The sequence below is a fragment of the Paenibacillus glycinis genome, assembly GCF_009909185.1.
GTDB classification, from domain to species: Bacteria; Bacillota; Bacilli; order Paenibacillales; family Paenibacillaceae; genus Paenibacillus_Z; species Paenibacillus_Z glycinis.
The window spans coordinates 70,583-88,833 of the sequence record NZ_JAAAMV010000005.1; the positions used below are offsets into that span (position 1 = coordinate 70,583).

Below are 18,251 nucleotides of genomic sequence, written 5' to 3' on the forward strand. Positions count from 1 at the left end.
CTTCCGGAGCCGCGAACGGCACAGGCCCGGCCCGTGCCGCTTCGGATCCGTTTGCTGCCTCGTTATTTGTGGTTTTTGGACACCCAGTCGTCCATGTCCTTGATGATCTGGTCCGGCGTCGCGGTCTTGAAGAAGACCTTTTGCACGTTTTGCGAGAATTGCGTCGTCCAGTCGATCGTCGTCGTCAGGTAAGCTTGGGAGTTGTAAAGCTGGCCGTTATCGAAATACGGCTGCAGGTCTTTGAGCGCCGGCGCGATGTCCGTGCTCGTGCCTTTCACGTAGCTGAGCGTGTTCGTGTTCTTGACCCACGCGTCGCCGCCTTCTTTGCTCGCCATGAACGCCAGGAATTTCAGCGCGGCTTCCTTATGCTCCGACTTGCTGTTGACGGCCAGGGAAGCGTCCGGGTTGAACTCGAGCTTGTTCAGGCTCTCGTCGTTGCTGAACGGGTACGGGAAGTAGCCCATCTCCGAATTGTACAGGTCCGGGTTCTTTTTCTGGATGTCGGCCAGCGGCCACGTGCCCATGTACATCATGGCGGCTTCGCCCTTCGCGAACAGGTCGACCGCGCCGTTGTAATCGACGCCGAGCTGATCCTTGTTGCCGAATTTGAACAAGTCCTGCGCATGCGCGATCATCGTCTTCGTCGACGGATCGTCCGCGAACTTCGCTTCGCCCTTCTCGAGCTTGTCGAAGAAATCCGTCTGCTTGTCGACCAGCACGGCGTTGCTCGGCAAGTCGCGGCTCAGCCACATGCCGAGCGTCCAGTTGTCTTTCCAGCCCAGGGCGAACGGCGTTTTGCCGGCGTCCTTGATCTTCTGGGCCGCCGCCATGAGCGCGTCGTACGTGCGCGGAATCTGGAGGCCGAGGTCGGCGAATATTTTCTTGTTGTAGAATACCGCGATCGGTCCCGCGTTCAGGGGCATGATGTAGTTCTTGCCGTCCGTCGCCTGCTCCTGCAATACGTTCGCGTCGAAGTTCGACATGAAGTCCTTGCCCGTCAGGTCTTCCAGATAGCCGCCGTCGTGGAACAGCTTGGTCTGGCCGCCGGCATTCAGCGTGAAGACGTCGATGATGTCCCCGCCGGCCATCTTCGTCTTCAGGAGCGTATAGTAATCGTCGTATTTGACCGGCTGCACGTCGACCTTGATGTTCGGGTTCTCCGCTTCGAACTGCTCGACGATCTTGGCGATGCCGTCCGTGACGTCGCTCTTGAAATGCATGAACGAGATCGTGACCGGTTCCGCGTCGTCGCCCGCGGGCTCCGCCGCGTTGCTCGTGCCGCTCGCCGCGCCGTCGTTCGTGCCGGCCGCCGTCGTATCGGTGCCGCCGTTATTGCCGCCGTTATTGGCGCCGTCGTTGCCTCCGTTGCTGCCGCACGCCGACAGCACTGCCGTCAGCAGCAGGACGGTGAGGCCGAGTCCCAGCTTCTTTTTCATTTCCATTGCCCCTTTTTCTCGAGTATCGGTACGGTATGAGCATCGCCGTTCCTGGCTTAACTGTACCTTCCCCGACATCTTTCGCGGAATAAAATAAATGGTGGGCGCCATGTTCAATTTTTTGCATCCGGCGGCGGGCCCGCTTCCTCGTCCCTGTATTCCGACGGGGTCCTGCCCGTGAATTTCTTGAATACCTGGCTGAAATACCGCTGGTTCTCGTAGCCGACCAGCTCGGAGATGTCGTTGATCTTGAGCGCCGACGACCGCAGCAGCGCGCAGGCCTTCTCCATCCGCTTGCGCGTGACGTATTCGATGAAATTCTCGCCCGTGACGGCCTTGAACTGCTTGCTCAGATGGCTCGCGTCCATATGGTACCGCGTCGCGACGTCTATCAGGCTGATGTCCTCGAAATAATGGGCATCCAGGTATGCCGCGATCTCCCGCACCGGACTGGCCGCTTCCGGCGACGAACGGCTGCCGAGCTGCTCGTCGATCGCCGCGGTCAACGCCTCGACGAAGCCGCGCAGACCGTCCTCGCTCAATACGCCGTCGATGCCGGGCTGGCCGAAGACGGCGGGATCGGCATGGCCGAGGCCGCCCAGCTCGCCGACGACGAGATCGACGAGCCGCCGCAGCTCCCGCTGCGCGCTCCGGATCGTCAGTCCCGGCGCCGCCTCGATCCGGCTTCGCAGCTCGCCGAGCAGCCGGCGAGCATGCGCCCCTTGGCCCGCGGCCAGCGACTGCTGCAGCAGCTTCGCGTCGAAGCCGCTCAGCACCTCCGGCGACTGGCCGGCGCCCGCTTCGCGCGGACCGTTCCCCGCGTCCAGCGAGAAGCCGGCTTCGCGCAGCGGCCCCGCCCGCAGCCGCTCGTTCGCTTCCTCGAACGCCTCCGGCAGTTCGTCCAGCCGTTCGCGGGCATCGCTCAGCCCGGCCGCGACCCCGGACTCCAGCATGCGGCTGACGGCCTCATGGAACGGCGACAGCAGCTCGCGGATGCGATGGAGGCCGTAGGCCGGCTCGGGCAGCAGCACGCACAGCCTCGTCCTGTCGTCCGATTTGTACACGATCGCCGCGCCGTCCCCCATGATCTCGCGCAGCATGTTCTCCACGCTGTACATGAGCAAGTCCGAATTGCCGTGGAACTTCGTCTCGGACAGCTCCCGGAACCGCCGCAGCATGCAGACGGCGAGGCGGTAGCCCGGATTGACCGGCGCCGGCAGCAGCTCCGCCGACTGCGAGACGATGTCGGACGCGTTCGAGATGCGCCGGGCCGTCACGTGCTGCAGAAACGTCTCGGCCCGCAGCTGGCGCATTTCGCCGGCGAACTTGCGCCTCTCCTGCGCGCTCAGATGGTTGCGGCTCAGCTCCATCGCCTTGACCATCGCGTTCTTCAGCTCGGCGAGCGAGACCGGCTTCAGCACGTACTCGCAGGCCTGGAACGTGACGGCCGCCTTCATGTATTCGTACTGCGAGTGACCGCTGATGACGATCACCTTGATCTCGTTGTGGCGGTGGTACAGCTCCTCCAGGAAGCGCTGCCCGTTCATGACCGGCATGTTCATGTCCGTCACGATGATCTGGGGCTTGCTGATCGGGATAAGCGCCAGCGCCTCCGCGCCGTTGCGGGCTTCCGCCACCACCTCGGCGCCCAGCGCCAATTCGCCGATCATTTTGCTGACCGACTTCCGTCCCCAGGGCTCGTCGTCCACGACCATCACTTTAAGCATGCGTTTCGCCTCGCTTTCGATATGGAATCCGTACGCGGATCGTCGTCCCCGTCCCCGGGCCGCTCTCGACGATCTCCAGGCCGTACGCTTCGCCGTACATCAGGCGAATGCGCTCATGGACGTTCTTGAGGCCGATCGAGACGCCGGTGAACACCTCGAGCGAACGCTGCTCGAGCCCGCTGCGCAGGGACGCGAGCTTGGCCGGATCGATGCCCGGACCGTTGTCCCGCACGGTGAGGAGCACGTCGTCGTCCGCCCGCTCCGCGCCGACGCGGATCAGCAGCTGGCGGTCGTCGGGTCCGCCGAGCGCGTGCACGACGACGTTCTCGATGATCGGCTGCATGACGAACCGGACGATCGACGCGTCCATCAGCTCCGCCGGCACGTCGAACTCCGTCTGCAGGGCGTCCTCGAACCGGAACTGCTGAATGTACAGATAGTTGCCGATGTGCGCGAGCTCCTGGCCGAGCGTGGATTCCGTGTTGCCCTCGTAGAAGCTGTAGCGGAACATGTCGCCGAGCGCCCGGCACATCTCGTGAATGTCGTAGTCGCCGCTCAGCACGGCCTTGCCCCCGATCGTCTGCAGCGTATTGTACAGGAAATGCGGATTGATCTGCATCTGCAGCGCCAGCAGCTGCGCTTCCTTGTTGCGGAGCTGCAGCTGGAAGCGCATCTCGATCAGCTCGCGGATCTTCTCCGTCATGAAATTAAAATTGCGGGTCAGCTCCGAGATGTCGTCGCGGTAATGGATCGGCTGGTTCAGCGTCACGTGGAAATTGCCGTGCCGGACCGTCTTCATCGCCTTGCCGAGCAGCTGGATCGGCCGGGTGATGTACTGCTGCGCGAGCAGCGACAGCAGGGCGATGCTGGCCATCGCGAAGAAGAAGGCGCCGACCGCGATATACAGCGTCGTCTTGCGGTGCCGCGCGAGCTCGTCGTTCGGATAGACGATGGACAGCGACAGATTGGCGTTGTCGAGGTACGAGGTGCCGACGAGCAGATCCTTCTGCTTGTCGAAGCGGATCTCCTTCGGGTTGGTCTTCGCGCTCGTGCTCGGCGGAGGGACGAACCGGGGCACGCTGCCCGCGTACCGGCCGTTCGTCTCGTAGAACGTCTCCCCCCGCGAATTTTGCAGCACGATGACGTTCGGCGCCTTGTTGTTCGCCTCGATGACCTTGGTCAGCTCTTTCGTCTGGATATAGAACACGAGCGAGCCGACCTTCGTATACTTGAACGGATCGTAGATCGTGATCGCGTACACGAAGAGATCCTGATTCAGGACCGCGTCGGCATAGGTGAAGGCCAACGTTTGCTGGAACGGCAAATTGAGCATCTCCCCGTAGTGGGGGATGCTCCGGTCGAACGGAATGGAATCGTAGCTGGCCGCGCGCGACCAAGAATCCCGCAATCGGTCGTCCTTGCCGAAGACCAGGATTCGGATGACGGCATCCTTGTTCTTGTTCGAGACGAGCGCGTAATAATTTTTCAGCGTGTCCCGGGTATTGAAGAAATCCTGGTCGTTGCCGCCCCAGCCGTTCGCCATCAGGTTCATGATGCGGCTGTCGTAGCCGTATACTTGCAAGGCCGAAGACGAGATATCCTTAAAATACTGATTCAAATAACCCGATAAATATTCGGCGTTCTGGTTCGTCGTCCGGTAGATGGTCCGTTCCAGCGACCGGGTGCTGGATTCATAGAACAGGAACGACAAGACGAGCATCGGGATCAACGAGGTCAGGATGATGCTCCAGACGATCTTCGTCCGGATGCTCCGGTTGATGAACAGCCACTTGATCATGCTTCGTTGCCGGCCTCCTTTTTAGCGTACGGACAATTCCAGATGCCATGCATAGCGCCCGCCCGGCGCAATCGTCGCCGCTTCGCCCCGGCCCATGGCATAGGACAGATCGTCCATCCGCCCCGTCGCGGGTTCGATCGCGATATGGTAATGGTCGTCGTAGCCGCCATAGTTCGCCCACACCGCCAAGTACGGCACCTGCTCCGCCGGAAACCGGAACTCGACCGCTTCGCCGGTGGAAGGATCGCTCAGCTCGGCCCAGCCTTCCTTCAGCGTGCCCGTAAAATAGTATTTCTCCGCGCTGCGTCCGTTGTCGGGCTCGATGACGGAGAGATCGATCCCCTGCGCCGCAACGGGCCATGGCCGCTTGTCTCCGAAGCCGCCGAGGCGCTCCTGCGCCGAATAGGCAACTTCGATCTCGTTCAGCCCATCCGGCACGCGAAGGCGCATGCCTTCGCTCGCGCGCATGAGCGGATGCGCCGCCCAGAGGAACGAGAACGGATGCGCGGAGTGATTAATCGCCGTATAATCGATGCGCAGCGTATGCGCGTCCGGGAACGAATAGCGCTTCTCGAGCGCGTAGGGAAACCGCTTACCGTTCACGGCGCAGGTCAGACCGCGCTCGTCCGCCGCCGCGCTCCACGCGAGCGTCCATGCTTCCCCATGGTCGGGCACGGGTTCGCCGCGCCACGGATCTTCCGGGTATTCGCACGCTCTGATGCCCGGGAACATCTCGTCCCAGCCGCACTCGTCCGAATCGCCGAACGCGCTGCCGAAGCCCCGGTTGCCGAGCGGTTTGCCGCTGCTCCACAGCCATTCGCGCCCCGTCTTCCGGTTCAGCAGCGACACGGCCTTCGCGCCGAGCTCCGGCACCACGGTCACGGACAATTCATCCGTCCCGCCCGTCCAAGCCCTGCGTCCTTCTATATCCGACTGCATCCAATTCGTCATTAAGATTCCCCCGCTCCGCCCGCGCATGCCAGGCCGTGTTAACGCCGTAAGGCGTTATAGAATTATAGCGTTCGCTCCGCATTCGCACAATTCAATATTTCGTGAACGCATGTTAAATATATTGGCGGCGGACAAGCGGCGATAAACCGAGCATTTATATCCTACCCGAATAGTATGAATTAGGTGTATACTAGACGTAATCCATCCAAATCCGATCGGAGGCTCCGCCATGACGCAAACCGTTAAGCTCGATGCCTACGCCTGCATCGACGAAATCCCGCTTCACCGGGTTCGGGGCAATCAGCTGGGCATCCTGCTCTGCGTGATCGCCACCTTGGCCACCCAGCAATTCTGGATTCTGCTCCTCCCGCTCGCCGTGCAGTTCATCGGCCGCACGTACGGCATTCGTTACAACTTGTTCGTGCGCGCATTGTCGCCGCTGCTGCCCGCCAGCGCCAAGACCGAGAGCCGCGAGCTGCTCCGGTTCAACAACCTGCTGGCCATCTTGTTCCTCGCCGTCGCGCTGCTCGGGGCCGCGTTCGGCATCCAAACGCTGGCGTATGTCAGTCTCGGCATGCTGACCGTCGCCGTCGCGCTCGCCTTAAGCGGCTTCTGCCTGGGCTGCTTCATGTACTTTCAGTGGAAACAGTTCCATGCCCGCCGCCGCATCCGAAACGGCTGAAGCTTCCTTGCGCGGCCCTCTCTGACGAGAGGGCTATTCTAATTCCCGACGGCGTGCATACATATCTGTATTTGCACAAAAGGGGGATGCCGAGTGAACCGTTCCTTGAGCCATGAGCATACGCCGCCGTCCGTCACGCAATCGGCGAACTCGACCGAGTTGACCATCGGCGGAACGATCGTCTTTACCTTTGCGATATCGAATCCCGGCACGGCTCCGTTGGCGCGAGCCGTTCTGCGCGACATGCTGCCGGCGGAACTTTCCTTCGCGGAGAATAGCGTCACGGTCGGAGGCGCGGCCGCGCCCGGCGTCGATCCCGAGAGCGGCATTCCGGTCGGACCCGTCGCGCCGAAGGCATCGGTGTCGGTGTTATTCGCCGCGATAGCCGTCCGCGAGCCGCAAAACCTGATCGCCGTCAACCTGGCCGACCTGTCGTTCGAATTCGTGGCAGAGGACGGCCTGACGGTGCCCGGCACCGCGCAATCCAATCCGATCACCCTCATGATCAACGAGGAAGAGGAATGAAGAGCCATTGTCCCCGCATCCGCCAGCGGTTGTCCACTTGTGTACAGTTCGATCTGTGGATATGTTGGCATGATTTCCGAAAGTCCCGGAATTTACAGGCTTCGTGCCTGTTGGGATTGTGAATAACCCTGTTGATAAGTCAGCGTCCACAGGTCAGTCGGCTGGCGTCCGCACACACGCACGCCGGTTTAATCGCCATCGTAAAAAAAGCAGCCCCGACTTCCGGTGAAGTCGGGGCTGCGATTGTATACGCGATTGCTCCGAGTCTTAGTAAGCCAGGGAGAACAATCCGTCGATATGCGCCAGGTAGCGGGCGTTGCTTGCTTTCTTCATCAAGGAAGCAGGCGTGCCTTTCAGCTCGATGCCGGTCTCGCCGATCGACCCGATGCCGTCTTTGCGGCCGAGGCTTGCGAGCGTGCCGGAGAATACCGGGTTGAAGCTGTCCATCTTGGAGTTCTTGTAGGACGCGGCGATGTTTCCGCCGACCAGCTCGCCCATTTGCCATGCCAGCTGCGCCGTAGGCGGGTATGGACGGCCTTCCGGTCCGAATACGACCGCGCAGTCGCCGGCCAGGAACACTTCGGGATGCGAAGTGGATTGCAGGAACTCGTTGACCGTCGCGCGGCCGCGGTTGACTTCCACGCCGCTGCTGCCGACGAGGGAGCTGCCTTGCACGCCGCCCGTCCATACGAGCGTGTTCGTTTCGATCGTTCTGCCGTCCTTCAGCGTCACGACGTTGCCGTTCACTTCCGTGATCGCAAGACCCGTCAGGAACTCTACGCCGCGGGCTTCGAGGCTCGATACCGCGCGTCCGATCAGCTCAGGGGAGAAGATCGGCAGGATCGTAGGCATCGCTTCGACCAGCGAGATCGAGACGTCCGCGAAATCCACGCCGTATTGACGGCAAATGCCCGGAAGCTCGTCCGCAAGCTCGCCGACCAATTCGACGCCGGTCAAGCCGCCGCCGCCGATGACGATCGTCGCGTCCGCTTTGTTCTTGCTTGCCGCGAAGGTTTTGATCCGGTCTTTAACATGGTTGAATACGCGGTTGGCGTCGTTGACGGATTTCAGCGTCAGGCTGTTTTCCTGCAAGCCCGGGATGCCGAAGTAGTTCGTTTCGCTGCCCAGCGCGAGTACCAAGCTGTCGTAGCGGTACGACGAGCCGTCGTTCAGCGCCACTTTTTTGCCCGCGACGTCGACCGTTTGCACTTCGCCGACGACGACGTTGATCGATTTGCCTTTGAACAGTTTCTCGAGCGGCAGCGCTACGGCTTTCTCGGCCACGTTGCCTGCGGCAAGACGGTGAAGCTCCGTGATGATTTGGTGCGAACCGACGCGGTTAATGATCGTAATGCCCGCTTCTTCCGTCGACAGGTGCTGGCGTGCGGACAGCGCGCTCAGCAAGCCGCCGTATCCGGCGCCTAGAATCAGAATTTCTTTTCTCATGGGATCTCATCCTCCGTGCTTCGCTTAGTGTGGATCGTTCGTTAACGCTGCGTTAGTCCTGTTTTTTTCTCTCGCCCAGGATGTCGAGGTAGGCTTGGCCGAAACGAAGCATCTTTTGCAGCTCGGGATCCTTCAGCAGCTTGATCATGCCGAACAGGCCGATTACGTTGTCGCTTTGCTCCGCGCGGTCGTTGGCTTCGATCGCCGCCGAGGCGTAGCCTTTCACTTTCTCCGTCAGCGGTTTGACGACTTCTTGAATGCCGCCCACCGTGTCTTGGATGAGGACGCGGTCGGACGCGACCTTTTGCGCCAATTCGTACGTCTTCGTCATCAAGGCCATCATTTCGGACAGCTTCGGAAGCTGGTCCACCAGCTGCGTCAGCGCCTCTTGCACTTCCGGCTTCAGCAATTGATCCAGCACGTCCGACTTCGCCAACGCTGCCGAGCTTTGCTCCAGGTTCGATACCATTGTTTCACTCATTGTATTGCCTCCTTCAGATGTAGTCACTCAGCTGCAAACATCCTTTAATGAATCCCATTAATGGAGAAACGCGGTAAAGCAGAACCGCGCAAATTAAGGGAGAAATGTGAAAATAATCACATGACGCTTCGAAGATGGCAGCCTTTCTTCTCCCTCTACTGTATCGCTTTTTGCCCTGCTCGACCATAGGTAAACTTAAAAATTATTTTTATTATGCCAATAAAAATTATTGATCATTCCGGAAATAAAACCCAACGTGCCGGACATTGCCGATTTTCCGTGGCAAGCTCCCCCGGCAAGCCGCCAATAGTAGGCTGCACAGGATCAGATGAACGCATTCTTGCCGTGCCCGCTTCCCTAAATGACGGCGTACAGCTCCTTCATCGGCCGCATCAAATTTTGTTTCATCAAGGCGGAGGCCAGCTCGGGAGAGCGCTGCTCCAAGGCTTCGATGATCGCCTCGTGCTCTTCGACGGAGCCGTTCGTCTCCATCTCGGGCTGCTTCAGGAACACGTACTTGAACCGCCGGATGTGGATCTGCAGCGACGCGCTGAACGAGGCGACGTACGGATTGCCCGATGCGTCGACGATGATGTCGTGGAACTGTTCGTCCAGCTCCATCGCCTGATACGGCAGCCCGCCCGCGATCGCCGCGGCGAACTCGCCGTTCAGCGACTTCAGCCGCTCGATCCGCTCCACTGAGATTCGCTGCGCCGCGCCTTCGGCCGCGAGCGCATGCAGCGAGGCCAGCGTCGGGTACAAGCTCAGAATGTCGTCCTTCTCGATATCGGTCACGCGCGTTTCCTTGCCGGGCTGCATCGAGACGAGCCCCTGCACCTCCAGCAGCTGGAACGCTTCGCGGATCGGCGTTCGGCTGACGGCCAGAGCCTCGGCCAGCTCGGCGTCGACGAGCTTCTCGCCGGGCCTTAGCGTGCCTTCGATAATCCAGCGTTGAATTTGCGATAAAGCCCGCTCCTTCGCGGTCATGCGAACGGGCGAGGCGAAATCCCGGGGTACAGGCATCGTCGAGTAAGCTCCTTAAGTCGCTTTAATGTATACATGCAATATATCGCATTCTAATTTTCCGTTCAATATACCCTTGCGTATTCCTTGCCGCGCCTCGCATGGCATGACTGGCATTCACGGCTCCTGCCGCCCCGCAGTCATCGGCGACTTTTAATTCTCCCTGATTTGGGCCATACTTATCCGTAAAACCGGGTGTCGGGAGCAATTGCAATGGACGAACGCAAATCGAACTTTTTTGTCGGCTTATTCTGGGGCGCGATCATCAGCGTCGCGCTCTGGGGCCTTATCGCGCTGGCCGTCCTCGGATGGGTCCGGCTGATCAAGCATCATTAAAGGTAACCTTCAGGGTAACCAAGTTTTTTATTAGCGAATTTGAAAGCTCTATCCTCGCCCCAGCCGGGCTCAGGCCCGGCTGGGGCTACGCCTGCTGGCCTGTTTGTCCCCGGCGCCGCGCATCAGATCAACCGATGCCGGTACCACTTCTTCCCGCCGAACCGCCACAGGAAAATGGCGCCGCGGACGCCCCATTCGATATTCATCGCCAGCCAGACGCCGACGATTCCGACGTTCAGCACGATCCCGAGTACATAGCCGAGCACGATTCGGAACAGCCACATGGACAGCAGCGATACGAGCGACGTAAACTTCGAATCGCCCGCCGCCCGCAGCGCCGACGGCATGATGAAGCTGATCGACCAAAGCGGCACCTGGGCGATCGCGTTGATCAGCACGATGATGAAGATGTCGTGCACGATCTCGTCCGGCGGGTGAAACAGGCTGACGATCGGGTGAAACAACGGCACGATGATCAGCGCCGTGATCAACAGGAACAAGGACGACACCCACAGGAAGAAGCGGGTGAACTTCCGGGCCTCCTCCACGTCCTGCCGCCCCATGGACTGGCCGACGACCGTGATCGCGGCGAGCGAGAGCGCGGCGGACGGGATCTGCGTCAACCCCGCGAACGAGCCGCCGATGGCGTTGACCGCGATCGCGTTCGTTCCGAGATGGACGATGAAGATCTGGGTGACGATCTTGCCCCCGTTGAAGAACATTTGCTCGGCCGCGAAAGGCAGCCCCACGTACATGATTTTCTTCACCATGGCGAACTTGACGCGCAGCAGATCCATGAGGCGCAAATGCAGGTTGGTATCCATCTTGACCAGATAAAAGAGCGCGAACGCCGCCGCCCCGTACCGGGCGATGTTGATGGAGATGCTCATGCCGAGCACGCCCATGTGCAGCATGTTGATGAACAGCACGTTCAGCAGCACGTACGACACGTTCATGATCAGGGACAGCATGAGCGACGCCCGGGAGCGCCCGATGCCCCGAAGCGCGCCGCAGACCGCTTCCGTCAGCGCGATGCCGGCATAGGAAGCGCAGCTGCCGATAAAATACGTCTTGGCTTCGGCGAAGACGTCCGGCGCGGCCGCGCCGAACAGCAGGCCGAGCGCCGGCCCGTGGGCCGCGATCATCGCGAGGCTGATGACGATCGCGAACAGCGTCACGGACGAGACGGAGCTGGCCGCGGCCTTGGACACCATCAGTCCGTTCCCGCTCCCCTTGTACTGCGCCACGATGACCGTGCCGCCCGTCGACACGGCGACGAACACGCTGATCAGAAACATGTTCAGCGAATCGACCATATTGACCGCGCTGACCGCCGATACGCCCGAGGAGCTGATCATGGCGGTGTTCACCAGGCTGAGGCCGACGATGAACGCCTGATCGATCAGAATCGGGAGATACAGGGCGCTTAGCTGCCGGTAATCCCCGATCGCAAAGCGGGCGATTACCTTCTCGAGGAAAGCTTGCTTCCGTTGCCGGTAAGCAGATTGAACCACGTCATCACATTCTTTTTCTCGTATTTTGGTGGAAGCTCCGATTCAACGTATAAATATTATTATAGCAAAGAACTTCCGGGGACGGGTCCGGAATTGCCGGCAATCTTTTCCGCGGGACTTTCGGCGCCCTTGAAACGCGACAGCTAGTATGTCACAATCTGTAGGGGAAGCACGACAGTCCTTATCGTTTTACACCGTTGCGTCGCCCGGCTAAACCCCAATTTCCTCGAATCGAATAGGAGGCAAGGAATCATGAGAACGATGAAGCTCGGAACCAGCAAGCTGGAGGTACCCGTCGTCGCGGTCGGCTGCATGCGCATCAATCAGCTGGACAAGGCAGGCGCGGAGCGTTTCGTCCAAACGGCGCTTGAAGAGGGCGCGAATTTCTTTGACCATGCGGATATTTACGGCGGCGGCAAATGCGAGGAAATCTTCGCGGATGCCATACATATGAGCGACGATGTTCGCGAGAAGATCATTTTGCAGTCCAAATGCGGCATTCGCCAAGGACAGTTCGATTTCTCCAAGGAGCACATCCTGGCGTCGGTCGACAAAATCCTGCAGCGCCTGCGCACGGATTACCTCGATATCCTGCTGCTGCACCGTCCGGACGCGCTGGTCGAGCCGGAAGAAGTCGCAGAAGCGTTCGACAAGCTCGAGAGCTCGGGCAAGGTGCGCCACTTCGGCGTGTCCAACCAAAACCCGAACCAAATCGCCCTGCTGAAGAAATTCGTGAAGCAGCCGATCGTCGCCAACCAGCTGCAGCTCAGCATCACGAACGCCAACATGATCTCGAACGGGGTCAACGTGAACATGGCGAACGAATCGGCCATCAACCGCGACGGCAGCATTCTCGACTACTGCCGCCTGCACGATATCACGATCCAACCGTGGTCGCCGTTCCAATTCGGCTTCTTCGAGGGCGTCTTCCTGGACAACCCGAAATTCCCGGAACTGAACGCGCAAATCGACGAAGTCGCCAAGAAATACGACGTCAGCAACACGACGATCGCCATCGCGTGGCTGCTTCGCCACCCGGCCAAAATGCAGCCGGTCACCGGCACGACGAGCATCGAGCGGATCAAGGATTGCATCCGCGCGAGCGACGTCCAGCTGACGCGCGAAGAGTGGTACGCCATCTACCGCGCGGCGGGCAACATCCTGCCGTAACGGATAGCGACGGAGGCAGCCTTCGGTCCTTAGGGGACCGGAGGCTGTTTTTTGTTTACCGGGACTGATCCGCGAGTCGTTCGGCCGCGGTCTTCATCCCCAAAGCACCGAAAAAAAGACCATCCAAGAATTCATCCTCTTAGATGGTCTTGCTTGATGCGCGGAAACTGCGATGCGCGGGAACAATCCGCGGCACGCGCTCGCCTACAGCGCCGAAGACGCCTGGCTCACCAGCGCCGACAGCTGCGCCGCGTCGAAGGACTCGCCCTGCTTCAGCTTGATCGTTTTGCGTTCGGGCGGACCGTCGAACCGGCCCTCCGGAAGCGTCAGCCCCGCGGCATTAAAGATCGTGAAGCTGACTGCGTCCTTCGACGTGCCGATGACGGCCGCGTACTTGCCGTTCTTCAGAAAATGCGATTTATTATACTGCATGCGCTCCTGCACCTCCGGCACCGCGCCGCGCACGACCTCGCGAAGGCCCACGCAAAGCTCATGCTGCCACGGCTCCTTGACCGCCGCGATAAATTCGGTTAATTCCGGGTTCATGTTCGATCGCTCCTATTCCGGGTTCGAATGCACGGATTCTAATTACTGCTGCTTCACGACTTGCCAGGTGATGCCGAATTGATCCTGCACTTCGCCGTAATACGCGCCCCACGGCTGCAGGGCGAACGGATACTTTACTTCGCCGCCGTCGCCCAGATTCGCGAAAGCGTCCCGCGCCTCGGCTTCGTCGCCGTACGACAACGACAACGAGATGCTCCGCGTATAGCCGACCGGCCCGGAATCGGCGAAGAACAGCGCGTTTTCGCCGGCGACCGTCATCGCCAAATGCATGACCCTGTCCGCCATGCCTTCCGGCGCTCCCGGCATCTGACCATAGGTCATCGTCGACACGATCTCTCCGCCGAGCGCCTTGGCATAGAACCCGGCTTGCTCCCTTGCATTCTCCGAAATAATGTACGCCGTTAATTGCGCTCCCATCGTTCCAACAACCTCTCTCGTATGAAATGGTTACTACAGCATCCACTACCACGACGAACGGCGTTTCCCGAAATCGACAGCGCTCAACAAAAGTTTTTATTACGCTTCAGCATCTCCATCTGGTCCAGCAGCTCGGCCTCCATGGCCATTGCCTTCCAGTCTCGAAGCGAGCTCCCCTGCTCGCCCTCGGCCAGCTCGCGAACCTCGATGACGCCCTCGCCATGGCCGCTCGGGTCCGGCATGCGCATTGCCCACGCCATCGCTTCTTCCTGCGAGCGCGCGTCAATCAGCAGGTACCCCGCCATCGGCTCCGTTTCCCGCGCAAACGGGCCGGCCGTCACCACCGGCGCGCCGCCGGGCACCGGATACGCGATCCGCACCCCGCTCGCGCTCGGCAGCAGCCGCGCCTCCGCAACGAGCGCCCCGGCCCCGGCCAGCGCGTCCCGATAAGCCGCCATCGCCCGGCACCAGCCGCTTCCCGGTTCGAGCCCGGCTTCGGAATGGCCGGTCGCTTTCACCACCAGCATAAATCGCATCGTCTTCCCTCCCGTCATCGTTCGACCGGCTTGCGGCGGTTCCGTCCGGAACGACTTCCGCGATGCCGTATCTATAGGCACGACGAACGGGGAGACGCCTGATCGACAACCCGGCGAATAAGTTATTCCGCCTCGTTCCTCCCGGGGAGCTTCAATCGCACTCGGCCGCGCGCTTCCGCAGCAGCGCCTGCTCGCGCTCGTTGCGCGTCAAAGCCGCCGCGCGCTCGAACTCGATCCGCGCTTCCGCGCCGCGGCCCAGCTTGGCAAGCAGGTCGCCGCGAACGCTCGGCAGCAGATGGTACGCCTGCAACGAAGGCTCGGCGCTCAGCTCGTCGACGAGCCGCAGCCCGAATTCGGGCCCGAACGCCATCGCGATGGCCACGGCGCGGTTCAATTCCACGACGGGGGAAGGCACCGCGCGGGACAAGGCTTCGTATAAGGCCGCGATGCGCACCCAGTCGGTCTCGTCCGCCGTTCGCGCGGTCGCATGGCAGGCCGCGATCGAAGCCTGCAGCGCATACGGGCCGAGCGGTCGCCCCAGCCTGCGGGCACGCTCGAGCGCGGCCAAGCCGCGGCGGATGAGCAAATAATCCCACAGCGCCCGGTTCTGATCGAGCAGCAGGACAGGCTCGCCCTCCGCGTTCACGCGGGTCTTGAACCGGGAGGATTGGATCTCCATGAGCGCCACCAGACCATGCACCTCGGGCTCGCGGGGCGAGATCTCGGCCAGTATCCGGCCCAGCCGCAGCGCCTCCTGGCAGAGCAGCGGGCGAATCCAGCTGCCCCCGGAGGTGGCGGAATAGCCTTCGTTGAACATGAGGTAGATCACCTCGAGCACCGCCGTCAGCCGCTCCTGCAGCTCTTCGCCCTCGGGCACCTCGAAGGGGACCTGCGCGGCGCTCAGCGTCCGCTTCGCCCGCACGATCCGCTGGGCGACCGTCGGTTCCGCGACGAGAAACGCCTTCGCGATCTCGTCCGTCGTCAGTCCGCCGAGCAGGCGCAGCGTCAGGGCGACCCGCGCTTCGCGGGAGAGAACCGGGTGGCAGGTCGCGAAGATCAGCCGCAGCAGGTCGTCGCCGATCCCGCCGTCCAGGCGCCGCTCCAGATCGTCTTCGGTGAACGTATCGGCCGTACGGCCCCATTCCTCGTATTTCCGGTCGCGCGTCTTGGTTCGCCGCATGAAGTCGATCGCCTTGCGTTTGGCCGTCGTCATCAGCCAGGCGCCGGGATTGTCCGGGATGCCGCCGTCCGGCCAACGCTCGAGGGCGGCGACCAGCGCGTCCTGGGCCAGATCCTCGGCCAGCCCGACGTCGCGGACCATCCTTGCCAGACCGGCGATCAGCTTGGCCGATTCGATCCGCCATATCGCATCGATCGTACGGTGCGCGTCGGAGGTCCGCGCCATGATCAGTTATCCTTGACGAGCCGCCCGCGCAGCGCGTTTTCCCTGGCGTGCAGCTCCGGATCGGCGATGATCTCCTCGAAGTCGAACACCTGACGAAGCTCGATCTCCCCTTCGCCGAAGCCGTGCGGATCCGGCATGCGCAACGCCCACTCGACCGCTTCCTCGCGCGACTTGACCTCGATCAGCGTGTAGCCGGCGATGATTTCCTTCGTCTCCGCGAACGGACCGTCGACGACCTTCGGCTTGCCGCCCGGTTCGGGATACGAGATGCGGATCGCCCCCGAGCTCGGATGCAGGCCGTCGGCCGCGACCAGCACGCCCGCTTTGGCCAGCTCCTCGTTGTACCTCATCATCGCGTCGACCAGCTCCGGCGCAGGCATGATCCCCGCTTCGGAATCCTTGGATGCTTTCACGACCATCATGAATCGCATAATCATTCTCCTCCTGCTATCGATTGTAGAGACCCTCGCCTCCATTAGGACGACGAATATAAACGAGCTTTCTCGACACGATGCCGAAATTCAAGGTTGTCAACGTATGCCAATTATAATACGGACGCGCAATCGAAGCCATCGACGACAAAAACGGCAGCGCCGGACTTCGTTGAAAGTCCGATGCTGCCGTTTAGCGAAAGGTGACCGCAATTAACCTCATTAAGCGCCGATCGCCGGCGCGGGCTGCTCCTGCGGCGCCGGCGCCGGATGAACGAACGATTTCCTCGCCCATACGCCGCTCTTCCAGCGCGCCAGCATGATCAGCCCCCGCAGCCATTCGTCGACCGTGAACGCGATCCAGATGCCGAGCAGGCCCATATGCAGGTGGATGCCCAGCCAATAGGCGAGCGGCACGCAGACGCCCCACATGGAGAACACGCCCATCAGCACCGGAAACTTCGCGTCCCCCGCCGCGCGCAGCGAGTTGATGACGACGATGTTGAACACGCGCCCGGGCTCCAAGACGATCGAGAGGAGAAAGATCGCCCCGCCCATCGCGATGATCTTCGGATCATCCGTAAACAGCCCCATGAGCTTGAAGCGGAACAACGAGGTGACCGCGACGACGACGGCCGTGAGCGCGATGCTGATGCGCAGGCTCTTCAGCAGCCTGAAGTACGCCGCCTTTTTCTCCCCCGCGCCGACCATATGGCCGACGATGATCTCCGTCGCGATGCCGATCGCCGTGGACGAGGCCATGAAGTACAAGCTGATGTTGAACACGTAGATATGCGCGCTGAGCGCCTGCTGCCCGATGATGTTGACGAAGCTCATGATCATCATGTACTGGGACTGCCAGGCGATCTGCTCGCCGGCCGCCGGCAGGCCGACGCCGAGGATGCGCTTCACGTGCCGCTTGTCGAAGCGGACGTAATCCTTGAGCCGAATCGGACTCGGCAGGCGCCGATACAACAGCAGCAGCAGCACGGCGACGCCGATGATCCGGCTGACGATCGTGGACACCGCCGCCCCCGTCACGCCCCATTCCGGGAATCCCATGTGGCCGAAGATGAGCAAATAATTGCCCGTTACGTGGATCAGATTGACGCCGAGCGTGACGAACATGACGTCCCGCGTCCGGCCGTTCGCCCGGATGACCGACGAGACCGCGTTCGAGATCGCTTCGACCCAGATGAAGCCGCCGATGAATTTCAAATACGTGTTCGCGACCGCGATCTGCGACGGGTCCAGATTCAGCATCCGCATCCACTGCTCGCTGAAGCCGAAGAGCGCCAGGCTGACGACCAGGCCGAACATCAGGTTCAGCGTGATGGCCAGCGCGGAGATGCGGCTCGCCGTTTCCTTCTGTCCCGCGCCCAGATATTGCGTGATCGCCACGCTCGTCCCGATGCCGACGAAGCCGAACATCAAGATGCAGAACACGATGATTTCATTGGATAAGCCGACGGCGCCGGCGACGCCGTCCGAGATGCGGCTGAGCATGAACACGTCCGCGGTCCCGAGCATCATCCGCAGCACGGAGTCGATGAGAATCGGCCAGGTCAACGCGAACAAGCTTAATTTTTTCCAAGTCGGGGTGACTTCCCCAGTTCGTTCTATGGCATTCATGATGCGTTTATAGCTCCCTATTATAGTAATGACAACGACGCAAGGCTCAAAGGTCCCCGATCATTATGCCATAAAGTGCTCTCTCTTCGCTTGTCCAATATTTATGTCTTTTGGACGCGGCGTTTGATGGCGCGGGAAGCTTCTGTTACCATGTTCAATGGAGAGGAGCGATAA

General features: G+C 60.9%; 18 protein-coding genes. 4 read left to right on the forward strand and 14 right to left on the reverse strand.

Going from position 1 to position 18,251, the window contains the following annotated elements:
- Positions 1-62 precede the first annotated feature (62 nt).
- From GT019_RS10115 to GT019_RS10130, 4 genes are all read right to left on the reverse strand, one after another.
- Positions 63-1,436 (reverse strand): ABC transporter substrate-binding protein, encoded by a 1,374-nt coding sequence (locus GT019_RS10115; RefSeq protein ID WP_161743031.1) that lies wholly within the window; start codon positions 1,434-1,436, stop codon positions 63-65.
- Between the two features lie 113 nt (positions 1,437-1,549).
- Entirely contained in the window at positions 1,550-3,163 is a 1,614-nt protein-coding gene (locus GT019_RS10120) for a response regulator transcription factor (protein WP_161743032.1), read from the reverse strand.
- Positions 3,156-4,961 carry a sensor histidine kinase gene (locus tag GT019_RS10125; RefSeq protein WP_161743033.1) on the reverse strand — a complete coding sequence of 602 codons (1,806 nt, stop codon included), beginning with the start codon at positions 4,959-4,961 and terminating at the stop codon, positions 3,156-3,158. The genes GT019_RS10120 and GT019_RS10125 overlap by 8 nt, the downstream gene beginning before the upstream one ends.
- A 21-nt stretch (positions 4,962-4,982) precedes the next feature.
- A complete protein-coding gene (locus tag GT019_RS10130; RefSeq protein ID WP_161743034.1) occupies positions 4,983-5,912 on the reverse strand; it encodes a DUF4432 family protein in 930 nt (309 codons plus the stop codon).
- 229 nt (positions 5,913-6,141) lie between these two features.
- On the opposite strand from GT019_RS10130, the gene GT019_RS10135 reads away from it, so the two are divergent.
- Together GT019_RS10135 and GT019_RS10140 are read left to right on the forward strand one after the other, a co-directional pair.
- A complete protein-coding gene (locus tag GT019_RS10135; RefSeq protein WP_161743035.1) occupies positions 6,142-6,594 on the forward strand; it encodes a DUF4395 domain-containing protein in 453 nt (150 codons plus the stop codon).
- A 93-nt stretch (positions 6,595-6,687) separates the two neighbouring features.
- On the forward strand, positions 6,688-7,119 hold the full coding sequence (locus GT019_RS10140) for a DUF11 domain-containing protein (RefSeq protein ID WP_161743036.1): 432 nt from the start codon (positions 6,688-6,690) through the stop codon (positions 7,117-7,119).
- 267 nt (positions 7,120-7,386) lie between these two features.
- Here the strand turns inward: GT019_RS10140 and GT019_RS10145 are convergent, their stop codons facing one another.
- From GT019_RS10145 to GT019_RS10155, 3 genes are all read right to left on the reverse strand, one after another.
- The gene (locus GT019_RS10145) at positions 7,387-8,565 is read right to left on the reverse strand and encodes an NAD(P)/FAD-dependent oxidoreductase (protein WP_161743037.1); all 1,179 of its coding nucleotides are present in this window, start codon (positions 8,563-8,565) and stop codon (positions 7,387-7,389) included.
- Positions 8,566-8,617: 52 nt separating this feature from the next.
- Positions 8,618-9,046, reverse strand: a complete 429-nt coding sequence (locus tag GT019_RS10150) for a DUF1641 domain-containing protein (protein WP_161743038.1) — start codon at positions 9,044-9,046, stop codon at positions 8,618-8,620.
- 357 nt (positions 9,047-9,403) lie between these two features.
- Positions 9,404-10,069, reverse strand: a complete 666-nt coding sequence (locus GT019_RS10155; protein WP_161743039.1) for a GntR family transcriptional regulator — start codon at positions 10,067-10,069, stop codon at positions 9,404-9,406.
- A gap of 213 nt (positions 10,070-10,282) precedes the next feature.
- On the opposite strand from GT019_RS10155, the gene GT019_RS32275 reads away from it, so the two are divergent.
- Complete coding sequence (locus GT019_RS32275) at positions 10,283-10,405, forward strand: hypothetical protein (protein ID WP_268896042.1); 123 nt, start codon at positions 10,283-10,285, stop codon at positions 10,403-10,405.
- A 122-nt stretch (positions 10,406-10,527) separates the two neighbouring features.
- Here the strand turns inward: GT019_RS32275 and GT019_RS10160 are convergent, their stop codons facing one another.
- Complete coding sequence (locus GT019_RS10160) at positions 10,528-11,919, reverse strand: MATE family efflux transporter (protein WP_161743040.1); 1,392 nt, start codon at positions 11,917-11,919, stop codon at positions 10,528-10,530.
- A gap of 252 nt (positions 11,920-12,171) precedes the next feature.
- Between GT019_RS10160 and GT019_RS10165 the strand changes: the two genes are divergently transcribed.
- Entirely contained in the window at positions 12,172-13,089 is a 918-nt protein-coding gene (locus GT019_RS10165; protein ID WP_161743041.1) for an aldo/keto reductase, read from the forward strand.
- A 204-nt stretch (positions 13,090-13,293) separates the two neighbouring features.
- Here GT019_RS10165 and GT019_RS10170 read toward each other — a convergent pair whose 3' ends face one another.
- The 6 genes from GT019_RS10170 to GT019_RS10195 all read right to left on the reverse strand — a co-directional run bounded on the left by GT019_RS10170 (position 13,294) and on the right by GT019_RS10195 (position 18,077).
- On the reverse strand, positions 13,294-13,635 hold the full coding sequence (locus tag GT019_RS10170) for a DUF1801 domain-containing protein (RefSeq protein WP_161743042.1): 342 nt from the start codon (positions 13,633-13,635) through the stop codon (positions 13,294-13,296).
- A 42-nt stretch (positions 13,636-13,677) separates the two neighbouring features.
- Positions 13,678-14,073 carry a VOC family protein gene (locus tag GT019_RS10175; RefSeq protein ID WP_161743043.1) on the reverse strand — a complete coding sequence of 132 codons (396 nt, stop codon included), beginning with the start codon at positions 14,071-14,073 and terminating at the stop codon, positions 13,678-13,680.
- Between the two features lie 83 nt (positions 14,074-14,156).
- Complete coding sequence (locus GT019_RS10180; RefSeq protein ID WP_161743044.1) at positions 14,157-14,609, reverse strand: YciI family protein; 453 nt, start codon at positions 14,607-14,609, stop codon at positions 14,157-14,159.
- 151 nt (positions 14,610-14,760) lie between these two features.
- Positions 14,761-16,014 carry an RNA polymerase sigma factor gene (locus GT019_RS10185; protein ID WP_161743045.1) on the reverse strand — a complete coding sequence of 418 codons (1,254 nt, stop codon included), beginning with the start codon at positions 16,012-16,014 and terminating at the stop codon, positions 14,761-14,763.
- Between the two features lie 2 nt (positions 16,015-16,016).
- Positions 16,017-16,445 (reverse strand): YciI family protein, encoded by a 429-nt coding sequence (locus GT019_RS10190; RefSeq protein ID WP_161743046.1) that lies wholly within the window; start codon positions 16,443-16,445, stop codon positions 16,017-16,019.
- Between the two features lie 222 nt (positions 16,446-16,667).
- Complete coding sequence (locus GT019_RS10195) at positions 16,668-18,077, reverse strand: MATE family efflux transporter (RefSeq protein WP_161743047.1); 1,410 nt, start codon at positions 18,075-18,077, stop codon at positions 16,668-16,670.
- Positions 18,078-18,251 lie beyond the last annotated feature (174 nt).

Coding starts and splice junctions, on each gene's coding strand:
- GT019_RS10115 (WP_161743031.1), bottom strand. CDS start 1,436: ATGAAAAAGAAGCTGGGACTCGGCCTCACCGTCCTGCTGCTGACGGCA.
- GT019_RS10165 (WP_161743041.1), top strand. CDS start 12,172: ATGAGAACGATGAAGCTCGGAACCAGCAAGCTGGAGGTACCCGTCGTC.
- GT019_RS10170 (WP_161743042.1), bottom strand. CDS start 13,635: ATGAACCCGGAATTAACCGAATTTATCGCGGCGGTCAAGGAGCCGTGG.
- GT019_RS32275 (WP_268896042.1), top strand. CDS start 10,283: ATGGACGAACGCAAATCGAACTTTTTTGTCGGCTTATTCTGGGGCGCG.
- GT019_RS10135 (WP_161743035.1), top strand. CDS start 6,142: ATGACGCAAACCGTTAAGCTCGATGCCTACGCCTGCATCGACGAAATC.
- GT019_RS10125 (WP_161743033.1), bottom strand. CDS start 4,961: ATGATCAAGTGGCTGTTCATCAACCGGAGCATCCGGACGAAGATCGTC.
- GT019_RS10175 (WP_161743043.1), bottom strand. CDS start 14,073: ATGGGAGCGCAATTAACGGCGTACATTATTTCGGAGAATGCAAGGGAG.
- GT019_RS10180 (WP_161743044.1), bottom strand. CDS start 14,609: ATGCGATTTATGCTGGTGGTGAAAGCGACCGGCCATTCCGAAGCCGGG.
- GT019_RS10120 (WP_161743032.1), bottom strand. CDS start 3,163: ATGCTTAAAGTGATGGTCGTGGACGACGAGCCCTGGGGACGGAAGTCG.
- GT019_RS10155 (WP_161743039.1), bottom strand. CDS start 10,069: ATGCCTGTACCCCGGGATTTCGCCTCGCCCGTTCGCATGACCGCGAAG.
- GT019_RS10130 (WP_161743034.1), bottom strand. CDS start 5,912: ATGACGAATTGGATGCAGTCGGATATAGAAGGACGCAGGGCTTGGACG.
- GT019_RS10195 (WP_161743047.1), bottom strand. CDS start 18,077: ATGAATGCCATAGAACGAACTGGGGAAGTCACCCCGACTTGGAAAAAA.
- GT019_RS10190 (WP_161743046.1), bottom strand. CDS start 16,445: ATGCGATTCATGATGGTCGTGAAAGCATCCAAGGATTCCGAAGCGGGG.
- GT019_RS10145 (WP_161743037.1), bottom strand. CDS start 8,565: ATGAGAAAAGAAATTCTGATTCTAGGCGCCGGATACGGCGGCTTGCTG.
- GT019_RS10185 (WP_161743045.1), bottom strand. CDS start 16,014: ATGGCGCGGACCTCCGACGCGCACCGTACGATCGATGCGATATGGCGG.
- GT019_RS10150 (WP_161743038.1), bottom strand. CDS start 9,046: ATGAGTGAAACAATGGTATCGAACCTGGAGCAAAGCTCGGCAGCGTTG.